The 20,983-nt window shown below is 53.0% G+C and carries 27 protein-coding genes; 17 read left to right on the top strand and 10 right to left on the bottom strand.

Going from position 1 to position 20,983, the window contains the following annotated elements; genetic code table 11:
* Window positions 1-91 precede the first annotated feature (91 nt).
* Window positions 92-295, top strand: a complete 204-nt coding sequence (locus tag WFN87_RS08705) for a DUF6434 domain-containing protein (RefSeq protein WP_166994060.1) — start codon at window positions 92-94, stop codon at window positions 293-295.
* Between the two features lie 78 nt (window positions 296-373).
* On the opposite strand, the gene WFN87_RS08710 is transcribed toward WFN87_RS08705, so the two are convergent.
* Window positions 374-1,582 (bottom strand): MFS transporter, encoded by a 1,209-nt coding sequence (locus WFN87_RS08710; protein ID WP_336982476.1) that lies wholly within the window; start codon window positions 1,580-1,582, stop codon window positions 374-376.
* A gap of 102 nt (window positions 1,583-1,684) precedes the next feature.
* Here WFN87_RS08710 and WFN87_RS08715 point away from each other — a divergent pair, with 102 nt between their 5' ends.
* Window positions 1,685-2,593 carry a LysR family transcriptional regulator gene (locus tag WFN87_RS08715; RefSeq protein ID WP_336982478.1) on the top strand — a complete coding sequence of 303 codons (909 nt, stop codon included), beginning with the start codon at window positions 1,685-1,687 and terminating at the stop codon, window positions 2,591-2,593.
* A gap of 150 nt (window positions 2,594-2,743) precedes the next feature.
* Here the strand turns inward: WFN87_RS08715 and WFN87_RS08720 are convergent, their stop codons facing one another.
* Together WFN87_RS08720 and WFN87_RS08725 are read right to left on the bottom strand one after the other, a co-directional pair.
* Entirely contained in the window at window positions 2,744-3,628 is an 885-nt protein-coding gene (locus WFN87_RS08720) for a GGDEF domain-containing protein (RefSeq protein ID WP_008456730.1), read from the bottom strand.
* A gap of 224 nt (window positions 3,629-3,852) precedes the next feature.
* Window positions 3,853-4,074, bottom strand: coding sequence for a DUF7661 family protein (locus tag WFN87_RS08725; protein ID WP_166993936.1), 222 nt, complete (start codon window positions 4,072-4,074; stop codon window positions 3,853-3,855).
* Window positions 4,075-4,326: 252 nt separating this feature from the next.
* On the opposite strand from WFN87_RS08725, the gene WFN87_RS08730 reads away from it, so the two are divergent.
* The 7 genes from WFN87_RS08730 (at window position 4,327) to WFN87_RS08760 (ending at window position 8,340) form a co-directional block, all read left to right on the top strand.
* The gene (locus WFN87_RS08730) at window positions 4,327-4,524 is read left to right on the top strand and encodes a hypothetical protein (protein WP_008456727.1); all 198 of its coding nucleotides are present in this window, start codon (window positions 4,327-4,329) and stop codon (window positions 4,522-4,524) included.
* A gap of 141 nt (window positions 4,525-4,665) precedes the next feature.
* Window positions 4,666-4,938, top strand: coding sequence for a hypothetical protein (locus WFN87_RS08735; RefSeq protein ID WP_008456726.1), 273 nt, complete (start codon window positions 4,666-4,668; stop codon window positions 4,936-4,938).
* A 293-nt stretch (window positions 4,939-5,231) separates the two neighbouring features.
* Entirely contained in the window at window positions 5,232-5,663 is a 432-nt protein-coding gene (locus WFN87_RS08740) for an ASCH domain-containing protein (RefSeq protein WP_336982481.1), read from the top strand.
* Window positions 5,664-5,762: 99 nt separating this feature from the next.
* On the top strand, window positions 5,763-5,978 hold the full coding sequence (gene fumD, locus WFN87_RS08745) for a fumarate hydratase FumD (protein ID WP_336982483.1): 216 nt from the start codon (window positions 5,763-5,765) through the stop codon (window positions 5,976-5,978).
* Window positions 5,979-6,018: 40 nt separating this feature from the next.
* The gene (locus WFN87_RS08750; protein WP_008456723.1) at window positions 6,019-6,372 is read left to right on the top strand and encodes a DUF1304 domain-containing protein; all 354 of its coding nucleotides are present in this window, start codon (window positions 6,019-6,021) and stop codon (window positions 6,370-6,372) included.
* Window positions 6,373-6,710: 338 nt separating this feature from the next.
* On the top strand, window positions 6,711-6,869 hold the full coding sequence (locus tag WFN87_RS08755) for a YqaE/Pmp3 family membrane protein (protein ID WP_008456722.1): 159 nt from the start codon (window positions 6,711-6,713) through the stop codon (window positions 6,867-6,869).
* Between the two features lie 361 nt (window positions 6,870-7,230).
* Window positions 7,231-8,340, top strand: coding sequence for an SDR family oxidoreductase (locus WFN87_RS08760; protein ID WP_008456721.1), 1,110 nt, complete (start codon window positions 7,231-7,233; stop codon window positions 8,338-8,340).
* Between the two features lie 80 nt (window positions 8,341-8,420).
* On the opposite strand, the gene WFN87_RS08765 is transcribed toward WFN87_RS08760, so the two are convergent.
* Window positions 8,421-9,269, bottom strand: a complete 849-nt coding sequence (locus WFN87_RS08765; protein WP_008456719.1) for a Vmh family MBL fold metallo-hydrolase — start codon at window positions 9,267-9,269, stop codon at window positions 8,421-8,423.
* 132 nt (window positions 9,270-9,401) lie between these two features.
* On the opposite strand from WFN87_RS08765, the gene WFN87_RS08770 reads away from it, so the two are divergent.
* Together WFN87_RS08770 and WFN87_RS08775 are read left to right on the top strand one after the other, a co-directional pair.
* Window positions 9,402-10,280, top strand: a complete 879-nt coding sequence (locus tag WFN87_RS08770; RefSeq protein WP_336982486.1) for a LysR family transcriptional regulator — start codon at window positions 9,402-9,404, stop codon at window positions 10,278-10,280.
* A 93-nt stretch (window positions 10,281-10,373) separates the two neighbouring features.
* Complete coding sequence (locus WFN87_RS08775) at window positions 10,374-10,679, top strand: hypothetical protein (protein ID WP_008456716.1); 306 nt, start codon at window positions 10,374-10,376, stop codon at window positions 10,677-10,679.
* Here WFN87_RS08775 and WFN87_RS08780 read toward each other — a convergent pair.
* Window positions 10,673-11,026 carry a DUF488 domain-containing protein gene (locus tag WFN87_RS08780; protein WP_336982489.1) on the bottom strand — a complete coding sequence of 118 codons (354 nt, stop codon included), beginning with the start codon at window positions 11,024-11,026 and terminating at the stop codon, window positions 10,673-10,675. The genes WFN87_RS08775 and WFN87_RS08780 overlap by 7 nt on opposite strands.
* Window positions 11,023-11,526 (bottom strand): 2-thiouracil desulfurase family protein, encoded by a 504-nt coding sequence (locus WFN87_RS08785; protein WP_166993944.1) that lies wholly within the window; start codon window positions 11,524-11,526, stop codon window positions 11,023-11,025. Before WFN87_RS08785 ends, WFN87_RS08780 begins: the two co-directional genes overlap by 4 nt.
* A gap of 162 nt (window positions 11,527-11,688) precedes the next feature.
* Between WFN87_RS08785 and WFN87_RS08790 the strand changes: the two genes are divergently transcribed.
* Window positions 11,689-12,396 (top strand): CTP synthase C-terminal region-related (seleno)protein, encoded by a 708-nt coding sequence (locus tag WFN87_RS08790; RefSeq protein ID WP_336982491.1) that lies wholly within the window; start codon window positions 11,689-11,691, stop codon window positions 12,394-12,396.
* A gap of 233 nt (window positions 12,397-12,629) precedes the next feature.
* Here WFN87_RS08790 and WFN87_RS08795 read toward each other — a convergent pair whose 3' ends face one another.
* Together WFN87_RS08795 and WFN87_RS08800 are read right to left on the bottom strand one after the other, a co-directional pair.
* Window positions 12,630-13,370 (bottom strand): class I SAM-dependent methyltransferase, encoded by a 741-nt coding sequence (locus tag WFN87_RS08795; RefSeq protein ID WP_336707988.1) that lies wholly within the window; start codon window positions 13,368-13,370, stop codon window positions 12,630-12,632.
* A gap of 22 nt (window positions 13,371-13,392) precedes the next feature.
* Window positions 13,393-14,595, bottom strand: coding sequence for a CynX/NimT family MFS transporter (locus tag WFN87_RS08800; protein WP_336707990.1), 1,203 nt, complete (start codon window positions 14,593-14,595; stop codon window positions 13,393-13,395).
* 98 nt (window positions 14,596-14,693) lie between these two features.
* Between WFN87_RS08800 and WFN87_RS08805 the strand changes: the two genes are divergently transcribed.
* Window positions 14,694-15,494 (top strand): AraC family transcriptional regulator, encoded by an 801-nt coding sequence (locus WFN87_RS08805; RefSeq protein ID WP_336982494.1) that lies wholly within the window; start codon window positions 14,694-14,696, stop codon window positions 15,492-15,494.
* Here WFN87_RS08805 and WFN87_RS08810 read toward each other — a convergent pair.
* Window positions 15,484-17,019 (bottom strand): methyl-accepting chemotaxis protein, encoded by a 1,536-nt coding sequence (locus WFN87_RS08810; RefSeq protein WP_336982496.1) that lies wholly within the window; start codon window positions 17,017-17,019, stop codon window positions 15,484-15,486. The genes WFN87_RS08805 and WFN87_RS08810 overlap by 11 nt on opposite strands.
* Window positions 17,020-17,313: 294 nt before the next feature.
* Here WFN87_RS08810 and WFN87_RS08815 point away from each other — a divergent pair, with 294 nt between their 5' ends.
* The 4 genes from WFN87_RS08815 to WFN87_RS08830 are packed head-to-tail and all read left to right on the top strand — an operon-like array spanning window position 17,314 to window position 20,431.
* On the top strand, window positions 17,314-18,171 hold the full coding sequence (locus tag WFN87_RS08815) for an ABC transporter substrate-binding protein (protein WP_336982498.1): 858 nt from the start codon (window positions 17,314-17,316) through the stop codon (window positions 18,169-18,171).
* 1 nt (window position 18,172) lies between these two features.
* A complete protein-coding gene (locus WFN87_RS08820; protein WP_336817720.1) occupies window positions 18,173-18,991 on the top strand; it encodes an amino acid ABC transporter ATP-binding protein in 819 nt (272 codons plus the stop codon).
* Window positions 18,988-19,746 carry an amino acid ABC transporter permease gene (locus tag WFN87_RS08825; protein ID WP_336982501.1) on the top strand — a complete coding sequence of 253 codons (759 nt, stop codon included), beginning with the start codon at window positions 18,988-18,990 and terminating at the stop codon, window positions 19,744-19,746. The genes WFN87_RS08820 and WFN87_RS08825 overlap by 4 nt, the downstream gene beginning before the upstream one ends.
* Window positions 19,736-20,431 carry an amino acid ABC transporter permease gene (locus WFN87_RS08830; protein WP_336982503.1) on the top strand — a complete coding sequence of 232 codons (696 nt, stop codon included), beginning with the start codon at window positions 19,736-19,738 and terminating at the stop codon, window positions 20,429-20,431. The genes WFN87_RS08825 and WFN87_RS08830 overlap by 11 nt, the downstream gene beginning before the upstream one ends.
* Here the strand turns inward: WFN87_RS08830 and WFN87_RS08835 are convergent.
* Window positions 20,412-20,858 (bottom strand): DUF441 domain-containing protein, encoded by a 447-nt coding sequence (locus WFN87_RS08835; protein ID WP_034808455.1) that lies wholly within the window; start codon window positions 20,856-20,858, stop codon window positions 20,412-20,414. The genes WFN87_RS08830 and WFN87_RS08835 overlap by 20 nt on opposite strands.
* Between the last annotated feature and the right edge of the window lie 125 nt (window positions 20,859-20,983).

Genomic DNA, 20,983 nt, shown 5'->3' on the forward strand with positions numbered 1-20,983 from the left:
GCCCGGTGCATCTCTGGCGCAGCATTTAAGCGCCAATGTGCTAAGTTTAACGCCACTATCGGCTGCTTATTACAGGAGTAAATAAGTCAACATCGACTGGCACAGTGCGGTATTAACACGCTCGACTGTAGTGGATAAAAACTACAAAAATACACAAAACGTTCGCCGTTTCATGATCGGTGAGTGTGGGCCGCATTTTCGGTTTGATCGTGAATTTATGGCATGGATACGAAATGGCATGCCCAAAAATTTGGGTGATGTCGTTGATGAGTGGAGGCGCAGACATTCATTCTAGAGAAGGAACGCCCGCGTTTCACATTGCGGAGTCCGTCTGGTTCACGCCCGTCCGCATCGCAAACAATCAGCCGCTAATCTAATCACTCATAAGGCGCTCAGCCTGAATCGTCCGTTTAGCCAGTTTCTTTTGCAGAATAATAACGAGAATTGGAAACCCTGATGCGGAAATGGCACATAGCACCAGCAACATATTAATATTCTGGGGCGCTATTTCATCAGTGGGTAAGAGAAAGGCTGACAGGAAAAATGCGGCAGTAGTCATCAGATACATGATTGATGTCTGCAGGGATGCGAATCCCGCCCGTTGCCCGTTATCTGGAAACTGAATGGTAAGCGCCGAGGATGAAACCAGGCGGCTGTATGATGCCCCGAGAAATAAAATAATAAATAACGCCGAATGCGGATAGCCCAGAGCGGGAATTAGCAAACTCAGTATAAAAATGAGGGTTGCGCCAGTAGCCAGACTCGAAGCAGAAAAACGAGAAGTTAATGCGCCAGTCATTTTGCTAGACAGGTACCCGGCAATGCCTCCGGCGAAGAACAGCCAGGACAACTGCTCCAGTGAAGCACCCAACAGCCGGGTCATTAATGGCACCAGAACCGGGATGACCAGCATCGGGCTAAACTGCACCAGCGCATTACCCGAAGCGAACAGGAGAGTATTTCTATCGAGAGGGAGAGCGGGGGGCGTGTCGCAGCAGACCTGATCCCGAGGGATAAAGGAGACAATAAGTGGCAAGGCTAATAAACACAGGGTACTGATTAACCACAAAGCGGGATGCCAGCCATAATGAGTACACAGAAATAATATCGTGGGCATGCCTGCAATGCTTACTACCGAATATGAAGCAATCACCGTTGCCAGCATTTTTCCGCGCAAGTTAGCCGGGGCGTGATTGATCAATATGCTAATCCCCACTCCCATTGTCGTCCCTCCCACCTGGCCCGCACAGAATCGCAATGCCAGCAGAAGGTTAAAACTGGCGGTGAACGTAGTCAAAAACGTCAGCAGGCCCAGCAGCGCCATATTGGCGATTAAAAAACGTTTCTTGTTGAAACGGCCGATCCAGTAAAAGGCAATAATGCCCGACAGGACGGCCCCGAACGTATACATCCCGGAAACATAGCCGGAGAATGAGACGGGAACAGAGAAATCAGCAGCCATAAAAGCAAAAACAGGGTTGAACATCATGTATTCCAGCGCGTTAGTGAACTGGATAAAAGCCATGATAAGCGCTATCCGCATAAGGGATGTATCGTTAAATGTCTGTGTAACCGGTGGCATAGCAGGCACCTGTGAGTGAAAGATGCCTGAGTTTAACGGCTATCAATACTGGTGATTAGGTGGTAAAAATGGCACTTATTATTATCATTTATGGGATAGTTGATGCGTCCGGCGCTTGATTTTAATACCCTGAAAGTGTTCATTGCCGTGGTTGAAAAAGAAAGTTTTGTTGGGGCATCAAAAGTGCTTGAGATGCCGACATCCAACGTGAGCCGCTGTATCTCTCAGTTAGAAGACAAACTGAATATGCAGCTCATTGAGCGCAGCACCCGGCATATGAAACTCACTCAGGCGGGACATTTGCTTTATACCCGAGCGAAGCCCTTAGTGGAGGCGCTCGAGCAAACTGAGACAGAATTAACTTTGCGGCAAGTGCAACTCAAAGGCCCATTGCGCCTGTGTATTCCTAATGAACTGGGGCCTGCATTGCTCGGGTCTGTTATTGCCGATTTCGCCTGCCGACACCCGGACCTGGAAATCAGCTGTGTCACAAATTTGTCCGGGTTGGAATCCCTGCGCGACGATCTGGATTTAGCTATCATTGTTAGCCGCGGCAAGCTGGATGACAGTGACTATATTGCCCGCCACCTGGTGACTATCCCTTGTACGGTTGTTGCTGCCCCGGCCCTCATTCAGCGCTATGGTACGCCCGATCGCATACAGCAATTTGAAGAATTACCCTGTATTACAACGGTCAGTGCGCTGAAAGGCGCGCCCTGGCAGTTCGTCAATAAAAAGGGAGGATTCGAGACTATCAAGGTGAAAGGTCAGTATCGGGTCAACAGCGGAGAGATGGCAGGGCGAGCGGCGGTAGCAGGTGTCGGGTTTGCCATTCTGGCGAAGCAAGCCTGCCAGCCATGGATTGACGACGGCCGGTTAATCGAAATTGAGTTCGAACACTCGGCAGCTCCATTACAGCTGTTCGCTCTTTATTCCGATCGGCGCTATTTGCCCGGTAAAATAAGAGCGCTGATTGATTTTATGCATCAGGAATTGAATCATATAAGTTAAGCTTTAAAAGCCGCAGGAATCAATGAGCCTCTAAACACATAATCTCTCTTTCTCGTTCATAGCTGCAGCGTATTCTCAATACTGTTGTCGGATCGACTATTTGATAACGTTTTCATGGTTTGCCAGAAAATTTCTGCGACTTGTGGCTCATTATGCATAAACTATACGATCTCTGCCGCTTCTCTTGGCCCTATATAATGCTTTATCCGCTGCGGCCAGAGCATACGATGAAGAGCTGTTCATCTGTTTAACGGCAGCACCAATGCTGAGAGTTATAGTCTCTCCGTTACCATCTTTGCATGAAACTGAGTCTTTTATTTCATTGATAACGGCTTCAGCAGCCATGTTATTAAAAATAATTACAGCAAATTCCTCGCCGCCTGATCGTGAGATGAATATATCCTTTGAGAGGAAGTGACTCAGCTGTAAGCCGATATTTTTAAGCGTTATGTCGCCAAAATCATGCCCGTAAGAATCATTTATTTTTTTGAAGTGATCAATGTCGATAATACACAGTGTGCCATATTTAGCATCAAGCTCCCTTAGCTTCATATTAAGATGCCTTCTATTGGGTAATCCTGTAAGTTCGTCAGTTAATGAAAGATCTATCGCAGCTTTATAATTATTATTAATATACTTAATAAATCTCTTGAAGGAAAGAACAATAATAAACATGGCTGGTGCATAAAGCACTGCTGCTATTAAAGAGGTCGTATCGCGATCTAAAATTTCCACTCCACCAGTCAGCGAGGCTAAGCTTGAGTTTAAAAGAAGGAATAACGCAATTCTGAACGACGCTATGTATTTTTCTTCTGATTTAATATGAAAGGATTTTCTGATGAACCATGTTAGCAGGGAAATGGTGCAAGCATTGATAAAGAAATAAAAGTTAAGTCTGCTGACGCTACCCATTGTCAATGTTAAAATCAGGATTATTGCTGTCGCACCGCAGACATAAGCGGTAATCATTCTGTAAAGCAGTCCTTGAGCTGACTCTGCCTCCTCAATAAGTTTGTCATGTATTTTAAAATTCATTTGAAGACCTTAACCGCATGCATAACTCGGAGTGTTATTTAATCACATTACCAGTAGGTTGTTAATCATCTTTGGCAAAGACAAATAGTTAGAAATATTGCTGTTTAGCCGAAGTTTAAGGATTATGTTATTTTTCTGTTATGTTGGGCTGGAAACAAGCGAGTATTTATATAATTTTTTCTTCGGCTTGTGTTCCGGCTAAATGTATCCTTCCTGGACCAATTTCAGCTATCTGTACGCCGCACATCCGGATGCTTTTCACTCGCCGCTTCATGGTAAATATCTCCGAGCCAGCCGGGGAGTTCATCTTCCGTTAGCCATCCCGGGATAACCACATCATAAATCCGGGAATATTTGCCCTCGTTAGGATCAACGCGATAAAGCAGCCATTGTTCACTGACTTTCTTTACGCCCAAACGTCTACCAAAAACATCAAAGTGCAGCATACTTTCCCCTGGCGTGCCCCTATATTTATTAATGATAATCGCTACCGGGCCTGTTGAACAGGCCAGTATTTAGGGGGCATTTTTCCTCTTGTAAAATTCAGACATAAAAAATCCGCGAAATGTTACGGAGTTGTATCAATGAGTTATTTGCCGACGTCGCAAAAGGGCGGGGGATTAGGAAAAGATCCCAGTTTTTTCTGAGTTCTCTTGTGCTAGTTTAGAAAGACAGGGAATTTCATTTATGGAGTGAGTATGGACAAGGACAAGCACGTCTCCGAGGAGCTTCATCCTGAAACGTTGCAGGTGATCGGGGCGGCTGTCGTGCAACTGCTGGCGCGTAAAGAGGCGCTATCGCGGGAGTCGATAGCCGACATGATACATAAGCTGTATGCCAGTGGCCTGGATGACGTAGCGGTGCAGAGGGCGGTTGATGTCCTGATCCTGGGGTAAACGTGTGTTCAGGGCCCTCTATTAGTACGCTATTTTTATACTGCTTTGGCTAATAATCTTCAGTTTTAAACTGATTGTCTTCAAGTGACATGAAGATGTTAAAATTGCAGTTGATTATCATTATCATAAAAGGGATTGTTTATGAATAAGACGCTTATCATCTGCGCTATGTTGTTAACCGCCCACGCCTATGCCGCGAACAAGCCTGCTTCGGAACTCGTCTGGACCGAGGCGGAACAAGACCCGGGCTGCTACGGGAATGTGTGTGTGAGTAACGAAGAAAAGAAACCTCAAAATATGTACGGCAAGCTTGATAAAGGTGACCAAAAGCTGCTGTCCGATCCTTATTCTAAATACGATCGCGATAACAGCAACAGTACCGCCCGGGCTGGCGTGACGTTTAAATGGGATTAAACTCGCTGTTAATTTAAAAAGTGAGAGCCAGATGGCTCTCATCGTTGAGTCACTTACCGACAATGCGCTGAAAAAAAGATACTGTGTGAACCCATCTTTATCATCAAACAGAAATATCTCCTGTTTTCCGTCACAGCTCTGGTAAATTACCCCGTCCACACCCGTTTTTCGATGATGCCCTGACAGGCCATTCCTTTAAATATATTGTTTAAAATGCAGCTAACACTGGGTTGATGATCCATTCTGATAGCTTCGCCTGTATTTCAATCCCAAAAGGAGAGGGAGAATACTTCATGTCTACGCGACTGACTGAATACCAGAAAAAATATCCCAATGCGCAGGTATGGGCATTTGGCGATTCGCCTGAGCTGGCCGACGAGCTGGTGGATTTAGTTTTGAAGGGCCGCAAAACAGCGACATGTTCTGCGGCATCTGCCTATGATAATGGGGAAGAGGCTCCCGTACCCGGCGGATATAGCATTATTCTTAACGGCAGCGGTGACCCGGTTTGTGTTATCCAGACGCGGTCTTTAACGACTCTTAAATTTTCACAGGTCAGTGCAGAGCAGGCCCGTAAGGAGGGGGAAGGGGACTTAAGCCTCTCGTACTGGCGGCGAGAGCATCAGATATTTTTTGAAAGAACTGGTGAGTTTTCTGAAGAGATGCCCTTAATTTTTGAAGAGTTTATGCTGGTGGAACGCATCCCACAGGAAGGGAGCCTGTAACGTGAACTGTTCCAAAAAGCGTAAAAATTGTTTTGCTATTTTTAGTCGTCGATGGCGTTAAATGCTACTGTAAGATCAAACAGATAAGCCGGAGGCGAGATGGATAAAAAAGCAAAAGATGAAGCGCTGTACCAGGAGATGTGCCGCGTGGTGGGTAAGGTGGTGCTGGAGATGGGCGATCTTGGGCAGGAACCTAAACATATCGTGATTGCCGGGGTGGTCAGAACCATGCTGGCTAACCATAAAATCAAACGTTCCCCGCTGACCAGCGAAGCGATGGAACACGTGTTCGAGGCGCTGGGCTATGAAGTGTAGCCGGTGCCTGGCGACAAAATAACCCTTTCAGGAATTGCCTATGATTGCCAATATTCTTATCGGCCTGGTGGCCGTGATTCACCTTTATATTCTGGTGCTGGAAATGGTGCTTTGGGATAAACCGGCGGGGCGAAAGGCTTTTGGGTTGTCTTCTGAGTTTGCTCAACAGTCGAAAACTTTGGCGGCCAATCAGGGGTTGTACAACGGTTTTTTAGCAGCGGGATTGCTTTATGGACTTCTAGCGGCGAGCAGCGGCTATGAATTTAAACTGTTTTTCCTTATTTGCGTTCTGGTTGCTGGTTTATTTGGTGGTTTAACAGCCAGTAAAAAAATACTTTACGTGCAGGCAGCGCCTGCGGCATTGGCATTGATTGCATTATTCGCAGGAATATAATCGAAAAAACCCGGCAAACGCCGGGTCACCATAAGGCTATCATCATTAATATAATTGGTGATCGACCGGATCGTTTTTTGAGTGGTTCCGGCCCCTCCAGTGGAGGAGAAATATAGGCATATTTCGATAGCGGAATGAGGGTTCATCGAGCTACCGAAGGCAAGAAATTATCCTGAGTTGTTATGGTTGGCAAGTGCCGCATGATATTTTTTTCAACATTGAGTTATGAAACTAAATTTTCCAGAATTATCACTCTGAACAAACCTCTGAGATTCGTCTACGCTTTAAGGGCAAGGTGTTTTTTTAGTATGGACTAATCTAATTTATCAGGAGTTTATATGGGGTTTTGGCGCGTTGTTTTCACAATTATCCTGCCACCGTTGGGTGTGCTTATCGGCAAAGGTTTTGGCTGGGCCTTCATCCTCAATATCATCCTCACCCTGCTGGGCTACTTCCCCGGCCTGATTCACGCGTTCTGGGTTCAGACCCGGGATTGACCTGTTGGGCCATTGCTGCGACGCCTGCGCCCGAGAAAAAATGACTGCTTTGGCAACTCACCTCCAGCCCACTGTTGTGGGCTTTTTATTTCCTGTAAATTAAAAAGAGTTCCTGATTACCCAGAAATAACGGTTCTGTTTATCGTTTATTAAGGTTTTCTTAATATTACCGACATCAATAAATAGTCAAAATAATTGCGCCTGAAATTAATTTTTTATTTTTATTTTTCTTTTAAAACAAGGATGTACAAACCGTTACACGAAAGTACTGGGCATTATGTAAAGGTAATCCGCTTTATTGAGGAAACGTTTATTTTTGCCATTTTACTATGCTCGTGTTTTCACTCCTGAGGTTATAATAATGAGTCAACTTTTGATTACCGGTGCGACAGGTTTCCTGGGCGGCGCGGTTTTAGCCCGATCCCTCTCTGAATCTTCTTTCAATACCGTATTACTATTGGTACGAGCGAACTCTCCTCAGGAGGGCGTGGCCAGAATCAGAAATAACCTTGCTAATTTTGGCTGTACTGAAGCACAGCTGGCACAAATTAACCCGGAAAATATATTGCTGGGTGACTTAGCCGAGCCTGAACATTTTCTGGATGATGAAAGACTGTCCAGCGTCACGCACGTTATTAACTGCGCCGCGGTGGCGTCGTTTGGCGAGAATGCGCTGATCTGGAAAGTTAACGTGGAAGGCACGCTGCAGTTTGCTCGCCGCATGTCCCAGGTGAAGGGCCTGCAGCGTTTCCTGCACGTCGGCACCGCAATGTCCTGTGTACCGGATGCGGGCACGCTGGTCACGGAAAGCATGTCGAGCAAGCCGGAAGAAGAGCACCTGGTGCAGTACACCTGGTCTAAGTCCACCATCGAACGCATGATGTCCGAGCAGTTCCCGCAGCTGCCGCTGGTTATCGCTCGTCCATCCATCGTGGTGGGCCACAGCGAGCAGGGCTGCCGCCCGTCCAGCAGCATCTTCTGGGTCTTCCGCATGGTGCTGATGCTCGGGAAATTTATGTGCTCCCTGGATGACAAAATCGACGTTATTCCGGTGGACTATTGCGCAGAAGCGCTGCTGCTGCTGGCGAAGAGCGACTCGCTGAAAGAAAAGATCTACCACATCTCCGCCGGGGACGTGAGCAGCATCCGCTTTGCTGACATCGATGAAGCGATGTCCAGCGCGCTGAACCAGACGCCGATCTTCTCCAATTACGAGCAGGTGGATTACAGCGAGCTGGTGAAAAGCCGCAGAAGCTTCAAATCCATTTACGGGCCGTGCAATGAGCGCTTGATGCTGCGAGCGATGCGTCTGTACGGGGAGTTCTCTATGCTGAACGTGCGTTTCTCTAACGAGAAGCTGCTGGATTTAGGCATGTCTCCGCCGCCGCGCTTTGTGGATTACATCAGCCGTTGCGTGGAAACCACCCGGGATTATTCTATTCCCGAGCTGATGAAGGTCGACTTCAAATAATAAAAAGGGAGCGCAGGCTCCCTTTTTAGTTTGCTGATCGTAGTAAAGGGAGCTTTTGCTCCCTTTTTACGTTTAGCGAATCACCACTTCATTTCGCCGGTATTCACTTTGGCGCTCATCTCCAGCGAGCTTTCATCGGCCAGGCCCGGATATTTTTGCTTCATTTCCGCAATGACCGGGGCGCTTTTGCCTTTCTTCAGCGCCAGCTCAAAGTCGGCTAAATAGTCGCCGGTAAAGACCACCGGGGCCGCGCCTGGTTTGACTTCACCAATGTAGTGGCCCGGGATCACGCGTTTTGGCTTCAGGGCCGCCATTTCATCCAGCACATCGCGCCATTCCTGACGGGCAGCTTTTGTCTGGGAATCGGCGGTCCAGACGTGAATACCGGAGCTGACACCTACGCCGCCAAGAATCGTTTTGTTGGCCGGGATCCACAGATATGCAGCGTGAGAAGCGGGCTGGCGCAGCTCAATTTTTTCACCGTCGACGGTGAAGGTTGTCTCGTGCGTCACCTGCGGCACGAAGACTTCTTTTGGCGCGCCATCTTTCAGGATTGGGCCCCAGTATTTGAGCTTCTCTGCTTTGGTTTGGTTGATATGGTCGACGACCAGCGGCGTGGCTTCAATTTTTACCTGCGGGTACGCTTTAACAATGGGCTCCAGGCCAAAGTAATAATCCGGGTCACCGGCGGTGATAAGCACGCGGGTCAGCTTTTTGCCGCTGTGTTGAATCATTTTCACCAGCGCCTCGCCGTCTTTAACGCTGAACTGGGCATCGACCAACGTGGCTTCCGTTGGGCCGCTGATCAGCGTAGAGGTGACCGGGAAGACGCCTTTGTCCTGCGGGTTGTAGACGTCCAGCGTCAGCGGGGCGGCAAAGCTTGCCGTGGAGAACAAAAGGGTGGCCGCGGCCAGGGTCTGTGTCTTCATCTTTTTCTATCCTGATTAACTGAATCAATGGGCCCGTTTGGGAATGAGAAACAGTGTAAATTGCATTTTGTGAATCGTAATGGCCTTATTCAGGTAAGATAAGTTTCATAAATCGAACAGATGGGCGAAAGAATGGACAGAATCATTGCTGCAAAAGTCTATACCCGCATTTGTGAACTGGGCAGCCTGAGCGCCGCGGCGCGGGCGTTAAATATGTCCCGGCCGATGGTGAGCCGCTATCTGGAGCAAATGGAGCACTGGGCGGGAGAGCGGCTGTTGCATCGCTCCTCCCGCAAACTGACGCTAACGCCGACCGGTGAGCGGGTGCTGCAGCAAACCCGAGCGCTCAACGAGGTAGCGGAAAGTATTGCGGCGCAGAAGCAGCAGGATTTGCCTTCGGGGACTCTGCGGGTGGCCTGTTCCCAGTTTGGCGCCCGGTATTACATTGTGCCTTTCTTGTCTGACTTCCTGCGCGACTACCCGGACGTGAGGGTGGAGCTGCACGTCAGCAGCCAGGCGGTGAATATGATTGAGGAGCGTATCGATCTGGCTATTCGCATCACCAACGATCTCGATCCCAATATTATCGCCCGCCGCCTGGGGGAATGTGACTCCCGGCTTTATGCCTCGCCGTCCTACATTGAGCAAAGGGGGATGCCGCGCACGCCGGGCGATCTCGCGCACCAGAATTGCCTGCAATATAGCTATTTCCTGCGCAACATCTGGCAAATGGTGGATGAAAACGGTGAGCCGCTGAACGTGGAGGTAAGCGGCAACTTCAGTGCCAATGACTCCGTGGTGCTGATGGACGCGGTCGCGGACGGCGTGGGGATTGCGATGCTGCCGGTTCAGGATGCTAAGCCGCGGTTCGAGAGCGGGGAGCTGGTCAAAGTGCTTGAAGCTTATCCGCCGCGATCGATGGGGATCTACGGTATCTATCGGAGCCGAAGCTACCTGCCCGCCGCGTTGAGGCTGTTCCTGGCGGCGCTGTCGGACAGGCTCGCAAAATAATTTAAGAAAAACCTTAGTTACGGGTGGCCATGCCGTTTACTTTTTGCGCCAGGAATGTTCTGATCTCGCGGCGAAAAAGTGAGGGGAGGAGCAATGTTTCAATTAAAACCGGGCAGCCTGGCGATGATCATCGGCGCTCGTACTGCCGCTGGGCGGGTGAATATTGGTAAAGCGGTAGAACTGTTCGGGCTGTGTCAGCCGGGGGAGCGCTTTGTTAATCCGGTGACAGGCGTGGTAACACAGCTTCCGCCGGAGGCAAACTATCCGCTTTGGCTGGTGACCGGCGAGGTTATCGCCTTTGATGGTCGCCAGGGCTATGCCTTCGTGCGTGCCGAGCATTTAATGCCGCTGGACAAAGATTTTTCCCCACAGGAAGACGAGCTCCACCTCAGCTATTGATCCCCGCAGTGACGTAAAAAGTCGGCCAGCACCAGCGCATGGTTCTGGTCGGTATTTTTTGCGCCATACAGCAATGTCAGCGTGCCGTGTTCGCCGCGTCGGGCAAGCGCCTGGGCTGCGTCCTGATGTTGCCTAAGCTCTTGCCTGTAGAGCTTGCTGAAGGCGGCAAAGTCGATAGTTTCGCTGTGAAAGGCTTGGCGTAGCTCGTTCGAGGGCGCCAGTTCTTTCGGCCATTCATCGTAGTGCAGGTCGCTTTTTTTCATTCCTCTTGGCCACAGTCTGTCCACCAGCACGCGGTAGCCATCATCTTCAGCCGGGTCTTCATAGACGCGTTTACAGCGGATCATGCTCTCTCCTTATCGACGGCCTCAAGCCTGCTCAGCAAGAGTGGGACCTGATGGTCCGCAAAGACTTCGATGCCGTGCTGGCGCAACAGTGCTGCCGCGACGCCCTGACCCGGGATTGTTTTGCCTGCAAAGTGGCCATCGTAAATCTTCTGACTGCCGCAGGTCGGGCTGCCGTCAGTAAGAATAGCAAACAGGCAGTTATTCTCCCGGGCGGTTTGAAGCGCGAGCCAGGCGGCAAGAAGATAAGGTTCGGTGACGTCTGCGCCGTCGCTTTCCAGAATGGCGGCATGTCCGAGTAAAGCGGCTTCACCGCTGCCTCCACTAAGCTCTGCGGGGAGGCGAGGTGTTGGCAGCCCGGCGGCGAGTTCAGGACAGTGGATAACCAGGCGGCCTTCGGCCTGCAGTCGGGCGAGGGCTGCGCCAGTTTGTGATTTTTCGCGACCATCATAGCGGACCTGAAACCCCATCAGACAGGCGCTAACCAGTATTTTTGCTTTCATTTTTTTCTTCGATGAAGTGAACCCGATACGTTACTACATTGTTTGTCCGGGTGGAAAGCGGTGAAAGACTGCCAATTTTTGCGGTTGCCAGTGCAAAGCAAAACGCCTACTCTATCATTCCTTATGTTGTTCTCTTCCCTCAAACATAAGGCCAACCAAAGCATGTCAGACACACAGTTGAAATCCACTTTACGTATTGCGCTTGTCGGCGATTATAACCCGGCGGTGATTGCACACCAGGCCATTCCTCAGGCGTTAGATAATGCGGCCGCCGCGCTTGGCGTCAGCGCGGATTATGACTGGGTCTCCTCGCTGGAAGTGACCAGTCCTGAAGATCTGGTGGGCTATGACGCCATCTGGTGCGTACCTTCCAGCCCTTATCTGAATGAAGATGCCGCTTACCTTGCCGTTCGCTTTGCGCGAGAAAACGGCGTGCCTTTCCTCGGTACCTGCGCCGGGTTCCAGTATGCGGTGGTGGAGTATGCGCGTAACGTGCTCGGCTGGGAAGATGCAGGCCATGCGGAAACCGCGAGCGAGGGGCGACTGGTAATTGGCCGCCTGAGCTGCTCGCTGGTGGAGGTTTCAGACAGCATCTCGCTGCTGGCAGACTCCATCGCCGGGCGAGCCTATGGCAAGACGGAAATTGAAGAGGGCTACCACTGCAACTACGGCATTGCGGAGCTGTTTGCCACCGCGCTTGCCGGTGAACCCCTGAAGCCGACCGGCTGGGATAAGCAAGGTCAGATTCGTGCGGTTGAACTTCAGGGGCATCCGTTCTTTGTGGCAACGCTGTTCCAGCACGAACGTAATGCGCTGAAAGGCAGACCATCCCCTTTGGTTGAGGCGTTCCTGGCCGCCGCTGAGAGATAAATTCGGGGTTTAGGGGTGCGGGTAACAGCCCTCACCCCGACCCTCTCCCAAAGGGAGAGGGAGAAAACATATGTCGGGGAAAGTGCTCCCAGATAGCTTTATCTATTCCCTCTCCCTTTCAGGGAGAGGGTTAGGGTGAGGGTAAGAAAACAGAAGCGACATGCGGTTGAAGTCACCGTCGGATATAAAGCGATGCCCTGGCTCCTGCTTAAATCGCATCATAGACCTTATCTTTACCGAGGCTTAGTCGCCCGAAGAATCAAAAAGGCCGGACGGCGCATCTCTTTTGCCAGACGTGGATGCTGTGTCAGGGTTTCTGCCGTCGGTTTGGTTTCCAGCATTCGGGTGAGGGCGAAGCCGCTGTCGAGCAGGGTATTGACATAGGTTTCCGTGGTGCGGTGGTACTTTTGCACATCCTCCACGAACCAGCTGGTGTGGCGTAAGCCTTGCTGGTGATAGTGGTTCACCGGCCAGATAACCTCTTCTTTATAGGGTTGCCAGCCTACCGGGAAGGCGGTGCACATCGGGTGTTCCACGGAGAAGATAAACTGCCCGCCGGGTTTTAACGCAGCAAAGATAGCGTTGCTCAGGCGGGCGAAATCTTCGAGGTAGTGCAGCGCCAGCGACGAAATCGCCAGGTCCCAGGTTTCACCCTCCGGCGAGAATTGCTCCAGCGGTAAATTGTGGTAGCTGATGTTTCTGTCCTGGGTCGCGGCTCGCGCCTGGGCGAGCATCTTTTCCGAGATATCAAAACCCGTCACGCTTGCCGCCCCGTGGGCGCGGGCGAAGCGGGCAAAGTCGCCAAAGCCGCAGCCCAGGTCGAGGATCTTCAGGCCATCCAGTGCGGGCAGCAGGGAGTAAAGCTCGGGGATCTCCAGCAGCCCGTTAAGGCCAGAGTCCTGCTCCCGTAACTGACGGTAATTTTCAAAAAATACCGGGTCGTCGAAAATGTTCTGCGGTGCCGATGATGCCATTCGATCCTCCTTGGGGGTCTGTTCAGGCCACGGCTTTCTCCGCCGCGCCAATCTCTTTCTGGCGTCCAGCATAAGCCCCAAAGACGCCCATGACGACCGAAAGTAGCGCGCAACCTAATAAAGGGATCGCCCAGCTGCCGGTAATGTCATGAATCTTCCCCATCACCGGCGGGCCGAAGGCGGCCAGAAGATAGCCTACGCACTGAGCCATGCCGGACAGCGCCGCCGCCTGATGTGCGGAACCGGTGCGCATCCCAATGAAAGAGAGCCCCAGAATCATCGCCGCGCCGGAGCCAAAGCCGCCGAGCGACACCCAGAAGATGGAGAAGGCCGGCAGCAGCCACAGGCCGAGTGTCGCCAGACACCACAGCAGCGCCATCAGAGCGGCAATTCCGCGCTGGTCTTTCAGGCGGCTCAGGATCAGGCCGACAAACAATCCCGGAATGGCGGTGGCGAGCTGCAAAATACCGTGTATCGACCCGGCCTCGGCTTCGTTGTAGCCGTGGCTGATCAGAATGGAAGGCAGCCAGCCGATAATCACGTAATAGACCAGCGAGTTAATCCCCAGATACAGGGTGACCTGCCAGGCCAGCGGCGAAGACCAGATGCCGCGGCTGTGCAGCGCCGGGTTGCCGGACAGATTCATTACCGTGCTGCTGCCAAGCTGCGGCAGCCAGACAATCAGCGCCAGCAGCGGGAAGATCATCAGCGACAGCATGGCGCCGGACCAGCCGAAGCCGTGCAGGGCAATCGGCACCACCATCACCGAGCCCAGCGCGGCGGCCACGCCCATCGTGAGCGAGTAAGCACCGGTGAGTTTGGCGACCTGGCCGGGGAAGTCGCGCTTAAGCAGGCTGGGCAGCAGCACGTTGCCCATGGCGATCCCGCAGCCGATGATAGCCGTGCCGATATACAGCAGCGCGGCGTGGCCGGCGGAGCGCAAAGCAATCCCGGCGCAAATGATCAGCAACGCACCAAACAGGCTGCGCTCGGTACCAAAGCGGCGGGCGATCCCGGCGGCAAGCGGGGAAACAACCGCAAAGGCCAGCAGGGGCAGGGTGGTTAAAATCCCGATCTGCGCGGTGGACAGCGCAAGTGCATCGCGCACCATATCCAGCAGCGGTGCCGCGCCGGTAAAGGTGACGCGCAGGGTGGTGGCAATCATCAGAATGCCGAGCAGAAGCAGAGCGCGGCTCTTTTTGCTCGCTGAAGTCGTGGAAGTCATGTGTCTGAGTCCTGAAAAACGGTAAAACAAAGATACACGCTTCTGCCTTTTTACGAATCAAGCTAAAATGACAGATTATCGCTAAATTCGGACATGCTATGGAACGTGACCTGGATCTCGAAGGGGTTGACCCGGACAGCATCGCGACGCCCGCGCTGGCGTTTCGCATTCGCGCCGCGCAAACCTATAACGAAAAGCCCATCCACACCCATCGAAAAGGACAGCTGATCCTGGCGCTCCACGGCGGTATCACCAGCGAAGTCACCAACTCGATGTGGATGGTGCCGCCGCAGTATGCGGTTTGGGTGCCGGGGAAAATGCCACACAGCAACCGGGTGACGGCGGACGCGCGGCTCTGCTTTTTGTTTATTGAACCGGAGGCGGTCGCCATGCCGCAGGAATGCTGCACGCTGAAGATCTCGCCGCTGGTGCGGGAACTGATCCTGCGCCTGTCCAACGTTCCCCATGAATATCTCGAATGTGCGCCCATTCAACGGCTGGTGCAGGTGCTGTTTGATGAGCTGCCTAATCAGCCGGTGGAACAGCTCCAGCTACCGATCTCCTCACACCCCAAAATACGTGCGATGGCGGACAGCATGGCGAAAAACCTGAAGGAGAAGAAAACGCTGGCCCAGTGGGCGGACGACATGGCGATGAGCGAGCGTAATCTGGCCCGACTGGTGGGGAAAGAAACGGGGCTGAGTTTTCTGCGCTGGCGGCAGCAGATGCAGCTCATCGTGGCGCTGCGGTATTTGATAAGCGGGATGACCGTGCAAAACGTGGCGGAGTCGCTGGGGTACGACTCCACCACGGCGTTTATTACCATGTTTAAAAAGGCGCTCGGCACCACGCCAGGGCGTTATTTAAGCACCCTGGGCGGGGACGATTTTACAGACTAGCCAGCTTAAACTGGGACACAGCGGTATTCAGCTCATAGGTCTGCGCCAGCAGCGATTCGGCCGCCTCGGAGGCCTGATTCACCATCGCCGCGTTTTGCTGGGTGGTGACATCCATCTGGCTGATGGCCGTGCTGACCTGCTCAATGCCGCTGCTTTGCTCATCGCTGGCGTGGGTAATCTCCACCATCAGCGCAGCGACGCGCTTCACGTCCTGCACCACGGTGTTGATGGTCTTGCCCGCTTCGTTTACCAGTCTGCTGCCGCTGGCGACCTGATTCACCGAGTCTTCAATTAACTCTTTAATTTCTTTGGCCGCACTGGCGCTGCGCTGGGCCAGGCTGCGCACTTCGCCGGCAACAACCGCAAAACCGCGCCCCTGGTCACCGGCTCTGGCGGCTTCTACCGCCGCGTTCAGCGCCAGGATGTTGGTCTGGAAGGCGATGCTGTCGATAACGCCGATGATATCGGTGATTTTGTTGGCGGAGCTTGAAATGCCGTCCATGGTTTCCACGACCTGGGCCACTACCGCGCCGCCCTGTTCCGCGCTTCTCGAGGCGGTATTGGCCAACTGGCTGGCGCTTTGGGCATTCTCTGCGTTTTGCTTCACCGTGGCGGTCATCTCTTCCATCGACGACGCCGTTTGCTCCAGCGCGCTGGCCTGTTCTTCGGTGCGAGAAGCAAGGTCAATATTGCCGCTGGCAATCTCGCTGGAGCGGGTGGATATCTGGTTGCTGCTTTCGTGCACCAGATGGATGACCATGGTGAGCTGCTGGCACATGGTTTCCATCGCGGCCATGACGCTGCTTCTGTCGCCGTCGCGCACTTTCACTTCTCGGGTGAGATCTCCGCAGGCCACGGCGTTGGCAATCTCGGCCACTTCACTTGGCTCGCCACCCAGTGAGCGGAAAATCGTGCGGTGAACCCACCAGCCGACAACCAGCAGCAGCAACACGGCGGCACCGGAACCAATCAACTGCCATTGCGTGGAGTTAACGCTGCTGTGTTGGGCTTTTTCTACCGCGTTATCGGCATACTCGGCGGAGGCTTTAACGAAGGATTCAATGCCTTTTTGGTGGGCGAAAAAGTCTTTATCGGCCGCTTTCAGCTTTTCAAACAGCGGGGTCGGGGCGCCCGAACGAATAAGCTCCACCAGGTCATTGGCATCTTTGATCATTGCCATCCCGGCCTGGTATTGTTCCCCGAGCAGATTCTGCTGCAGCTCAGGTGGCAGGGCGGCCTTCCAGTAATCAACGCGCTGGTGCCATTGCGCGCTGAGGCGCTTAATTTCGGCATCGGCCCGATCGACGCTCAGCGTGCCTTCCACCACGCGCGAAAGCACCAGCCGCAGTTCAATCAGGTAAATCGGTGCGGGCTTGATGTCAGACATCAAATCCTTTGCCAGCAGGCCGCTTTCGGTGCTTTGGGCGCTTCGGTGGCTGCCGTAGAGTGAAATGGCGGTAACCAGGGCGGACATCAAAATCGAACAGCAAATTAATAGCAACAAATTGTGAGCCAGTGATTTCATTTTGCCTCTCCTATTATTTGAAAAGCTTATCGGCCCAGGAGAAGGGAAACTTTTTCACCAGATCTGAAAACTAGCGGGTGAGTCACAAATTTATGCCATAAATCGCCAATTTTTTATTTTTAAAATAATCACTTAACTCAATTATTTGTTAAATCTATAAGTAAAAGATTTAACGTAGAATTAACTAATATGTTTTCTGCATATGCAATGCAGGATTAAGCATTGGCGAGGGAAAGGCGCTTGTGCGAGCGTAAAGGCATAGCTCGCTCACAGACGGGATAACAAGGAAAATCAATGGCACAGGTAAAGGCTTTAACGCACACAACTTCACACACAACAGCGCAACGTAAATTAACGCTCTCTGCTTTGGTTCTGGCCCTGTCCGGCCTGGCCTCCACCGCGGTTCACGCAGACCAGCTGGCGGATATTCAAAAAGCGGGGGTGGTTAAAGTGGCCACTTTTGACGCAAATCCACCTTTTGGCTCTATAGATGCTAAAACGCACGATATCGTGGGCTATGACGTTGATTTCGCGAAAGCACTGGCTAAATCTCTGGGCGTTAAGCTTGAGTTGGTGGCCACCAACCCGGCGAACCGTATTCCGCTCCTGCAGTCCGGTAAGGTCGACCTTATCGTGGCGGATATCACCATTACGCCGGAACGCGCCCAGGTGGTGGATTTCTCTACCCCTTATTTTGTGACCGGGCAGCAGTTCCTGGTCCCGGCTTCCGGGCCGGATAAGCTTGAGGATTACGCGAAAGGGCGCGTGGGTGCGGTGAAAGGCACCACCGGAGAACAGGCGCTGGTGCAGCGCTTCCCGTCAATTCGAGTGCTTTCTTATGATGATATCCCGCTGGCTTTTACCGCGCTGCGCAACGGTAACGTCCAGGCGATCACTCAGGACAGCACTATTCTTGCCGGGCTGCTGGCCGAAGCGCCGGATAAGGCGAAGTTTAAAATTCTGCCGGACTTGCTGAGCAAGGAAGAGATTGGCGTTGGCGTGAAGAAAGGGGAACCTGCCCTTTTAAAAGCGGTTAACGACGAGCTGGTGAAGCTGGAACAAAGTGGCCAGGCAGAGCAAATCTACAGCGCCTGGTTTGGCCCCGACAGCAAAACCCCGCAGCCGCGCAGCTTTAAAATTGTAGCCAAATAATATGTTTAAACGACCGCCTCTTTTGTCCGCAGCTTCGGCTGCGGATTTTTTGCATCTGCAGTCCGCCAGCGTTGAATTTCGCAAAGTGAGTAAAAATTATGGTGAAACATCCGTCTTGCGCGAGATAGACCTGACTATCGCGGCCGGAGAAGTAGTGGCGATTTGCGGCCCGTCCGGTTCGGGGAAATCGACGCTGATACGGCTCATCAACCAGCTCGAAACCCTCAGCGATGGCGATATCTTTATCGATGGCAAATCCACCCGAGCGCTGAATAACAGGACGCTGCGCCGCCTGCGAAGCCGAATCGGGTTTGTGTTTCAGCAGTTTAACCTTTACGCCCACCTGACGGCTGAGCAGAACATTACGCTGTCGCTAACCCACGTTCACGGCTGGAAGCGTGAGGCGGCGCATGAGCAGGCTCTGGCGCTGTTGGCCCGAGTCGGCCTCGCAGACAAAGCGCAGCACTATCCGGCGCAGCTTTCAGGCGGGCAGCAGCAGCGCGTGGCGATTGCCAGGGCGCTGGCGTCATCGCCGCAAATTATCCTGTTTGACGAACCGACTTCGGCCCTCGACCCGGAGATGATCGGTGAAGTTCTGCAGGTGATGAAGGATCTCGCCCACAGCGGCATTACCATGATTGTGGTCACGCATGAGATGCAGTTCGCGCGTGAAATCGCCGACCGAGTGGTGTTCATTGACGGCGGAGCCATTCTCGAGCAGGCGGCCCCGGCGCAGTTTTTCCGCTCGCCGCAGCATCCCCGCGCCCGTCGTTTCCTGCAAAAGGTACTCGACCCGCTACATGCCGGGGCCGAATCATGAACAGCTACTTTGACTGGGCGGGGGTGTTAAGTGGAGCACCGCGAGCCTGGCTGATCTCCGGTTTGCTGACCACCGCGTGGGTGACGTTAGCCGGGATAATCATTGCGACGTTGTTTGCCGTGTTGTTGCTGGGGCTTCGGCTCGCCGGTGGCCGGGCGGGACGCTATTTCACGGCAAGCTGGATCTCCATTTTTCGCAATACGCCTTTGCTGGTACAGCTGCTTTTCTGGTATTTCGCGGCGTGGAACGCGCTGCCGCAGAGCTGGCGCGGCTTTATTAATGACGATCACAGCTGGTCCCAGCTGCCCGGCGGCATCTGGTGGCTGACGCCGGAGTTTCTCTGCGCGGCGTGGGGGCTAGGGGTTTTCACCTCGGCATTTTTGGTGGAGGAGATCCGCAGCGGGTTGCAGGCGGTACCGAAGGGGCAAATCGAAGCTGCACTTTCTCAGGGCTTCTCTGAGTGGCAGCTTTTTCGCACCGTGCTGCTGCCCCAGGGCGTGGTTAACGCCTGGCAGCCGGTGGTCGGGCAATATCTCAACCTGATGAAGCTCTCCTCGCTGGCCACGGGCATCGGCTTTGCCGAGCTCACCAGCCAGGTGCGCCGTATCGAAAGCTACAACGCCCATGCGTTGGGCGCTTTTGCCGCAGGCACGGTGCTTTATCTGCTGCTGGGACTGGCGATGAGCGGGCTATTTACACTCTTTGCGCCGGGGAAACGCGGGTTACGTAAACCGGAGGTACAGCATGATCGCTAACATTTCGGTTATTACGGACAACCTCGATTATTTGCTGTGGGGAAGAATGGCTCAGGGCGAGCCGGGCGGCGTGTTGCTAACGCTGATGATGGCCGTGGGCGCTGGCGTGCTTGCCCTGGGGCTGGGGTTATTGCTGGCCTGTGTCGCCTGGCGCTACGGCGGTATTGTGCGGCGGGTACTTTTCATTTGGGCCGATTTGATCCGCGGCATTCCGCTGATTTTTGTTATCTTCTGGCTCTATTTCCTGCTGCCCGCCATTACCGGGCGTGATTTACCGGGGCCGTTAACCGTCACGCTGGCGCTGGCCTGGTTTACGTCTGCGGCGGTGATGTACACCACGCTGGCGGCGCTGAATGCGCTGGCGAAGGGGCAAAATGAGGCGGCGGTTGCCGGCGGATTTACGCCATGGCAAACGCTGAGGTTAGTGCTGTTGCCTCAGGCGCTGCGCAACGCTTTACCGTCGTTTGCCGGGCTGTTTATCTCGCTCATCAAAGACACGTCGCTGGCGTTTATCGTCAACGTACCGGAGCTGACAACCGTGGCCGGGCAGGTTAACAGCCGGGTACAAATTTACCCGGCGGCCATTTTTATCTTTACCGGTCTGGTTTATTACCTGCTGTGCAGCGCGCTGGCCTGGCGCATTCACCGCTGGCAGCGGCAGGAGGCTACTGCTTACCCACAATAAGGGAAACCAGCCCGGCGGCGATCAGCGGCCCGACCGGCACGCCACGGAACAGGGCGACGCCAAGGACGGTGCCAACCAGCAGACCGCCTACCAGGCCTGGCTGACTGCCCATCAGCGTCACGCCGCGCCCGCCGAGCCATGAAACCGCAATCCCGACGACAATCGCCACCAGCGATTTCCAGTGGGTGAAAGAGTGGATGAGGTTGCTGGCGGGCAGGGTGCCGCTGGCTATCGGGGCCATCACGCCGATAGTCAGAATAATGATCCCTACCGTCAGGCCCTGTTTCTCAATCCACGGAAAAAAGGTGTTCAGCGGGGTGACGCGCACAATAATCAGCACGAGGATGGAAACCGCGACGGTGGTGTTATGGCTGACAAAACCTAATCCCGCCAGCGCCAGAAGGATCAAAAGTGTGGGGTCAAAAATCATGATATATCCTTGCCAAATAAGAGGTTTTTAACTTTTATTGTTGTGGCGAATGGCCGACAGTGATTCTGTGGCCGTTCATCATTCTGTCATTTTTGCGGTCAATAATTGAACGATATGACAGC

Source organism: Cedecea sp. AS113 (assembly GCF_037152415.1).
GTDB lineage: Bacteria > Pseudomonadota > Gammaproteobacteria > Enterobacterales > Enterobacteriaceae > Cedecea.

Coding starts and splice junctions, on each gene's coding strand:
- WFN87_RS08725 (WP_166993936.1), bottom strand. CDS start 4,074: ATGCTGCACTTTGATGTTTTTGGTAGACGTTTGGGCGTAAAGAAAGTC.
- WFN87_RS08820 (WP_336817720.1), top strand. CDS start 18,173: ATGTTTAAACGACCGCCTCTTTTGTCCGCAGCTTCGGCTGCGGATTTT.
- WFN87_RS08720 (WP_008456730.1), bottom strand. CDS start 3,628: ATGAATTTTAAAATACATGACAAACTTATTGAGGAGGCAGAGTCAGCT.
- WFN87_RS08730 (WP_008456727.1), top strand. CDS start 4,327: ATGGACAAGGACAAGCACGTCTCCGAGGAGCTTCATCCTGAAACGTTG.
- WFN87_RS08790 (WP_336982491.1), top strand. CDS start 11,689: ATGTCAGACACACAGTTGAAATCCACTTTACGTATTGCGCTTGTCGGC.
- WFN87_RS08780 (WP_336982489.1), bottom strand. CDS start 11,026: ATGATCCGCTGTAAACGCGTCTATGAAGACCCGGCTGAAGATGATGGC.
- WFN87_RS08800 (WP_336707990.1), bottom strand. CDS start 14,595: ATGACTTCCACGACTTCAGCGAGCAAAAAGAGCCGCGCTCTGCTTCTG.
- WFN87_RS08750 (WP_008456723.1), top strand. CDS start 6,019: ATGATTGCCAATATTCTTATCGGCCTGGTGGCCGTGATTCACCTTTAT.
- WFN87_RS08740 (WP_336982481.1), top strand. CDS start 5,232: ATGTCTACGCGACTGACTGAATACCAGAAAAAATATCCCAATGCGCAG.
- WFN87_RS08765 (WP_008456719.1), bottom strand. CDS start 9,269: ATGAAGACACAGACCCTGGCCGCGGCCACCCTTTTGTTCTCCACGGCA.
- WFN87_RS08810 (WP_336982496.1), bottom strand. CDS start 17,019: ATGAAATCACTGGCTCACAATTTGTTGCTATTAATTTGCTGTTCGATT.
- WFN87_RS08755 (WP_008456722.1), top strand. CDS start 6,711: ATGGGGTTTTGGCGCGTTGTTTTCACAATTATCCTGCCACCGTTGGGT.
- WFN87_RS08815 (WP_336982498.1), top strand. CDS start 17,314: ATGGCACAGGTAAAGGCTTTAACGCACACAACTTCACACACAACAGCG.
- WFN87_RS08710 (WP_336982476.1), bottom strand. CDS start 1,582: ATGCCACCGGTTACACAGACATTTAACGATACATCCCTTATGCGGATA.
- WFN87_RS08795 (WP_336707988.1), bottom strand. CDS start 13,370: ATGGCATCATCGGCACCGCAGAACATTTTCGACGACCCGGTATTTTTT.
- WFN87_RS08760 (WP_008456721.1), top strand. CDS start 7,231: ATGAGTCAACTTTTGATTACCGGTGCGACAGGTTTCCTGGGCGGCGCG.
- WFN87_RS08825 (WP_336982501.1), top strand. CDS start 18,988: ATGAACAGCTACTTTGACTGGGCGGGGGTGTTAAGTGGAGCACCGCGA.
- WFN87_RS08805 (WP_336982494.1), top strand. CDS start 14,694: ATGGAACGTGACCTGGATCTCGAAGGGGTTGACCCGGACAGCATCGCG.
- WFN87_RS08735 (WP_008456726.1), top strand. CDS start 4,666: ATGAATAAGACGCTTATCATCTGCGCTATGTTGTTAACCGCCCACGCC.
- WFN87_RS08715 (WP_336982478.1), top strand. CDS start 1,685: ATGCGTCCGGCGCTTGATTTTAATACCCTGAAAGTGTTCATTGCCGTG.
- WFN87_RS08830 (WP_336982503.1), top strand. CDS start 19,736: ATGATCGCTAACATTTCGGTTATTACGGACAACCTCGATTATTTGCTG.
- WFN87_RS08775 (WP_008456716.1), top strand. CDS start 10,374: ATGTTTCAATTAAAACCGGGCAGCCTGGCGATGATCATCGGCGCTCGT.
- WFN87_RS08785 (WP_166993944.1), bottom strand. CDS start 11,526: ATGAAAGCAAAAATACTGGTTAGCGCCTGTCTGATGGGGTTTCAGGTC.
- WFN87_RS08770 (WP_336982486.1), top strand. CDS start 9,402: ATGGACAGAATCATTGCTGCAAAAGTCTATACCCGCATTTGTGAACTG.
- fumD (WP_336982483.1), top strand. CDS start 5,763: ATGGATAAAAAAGCAAAAGATGAAGCGCTGTACCAGGAGATGTGCCGC.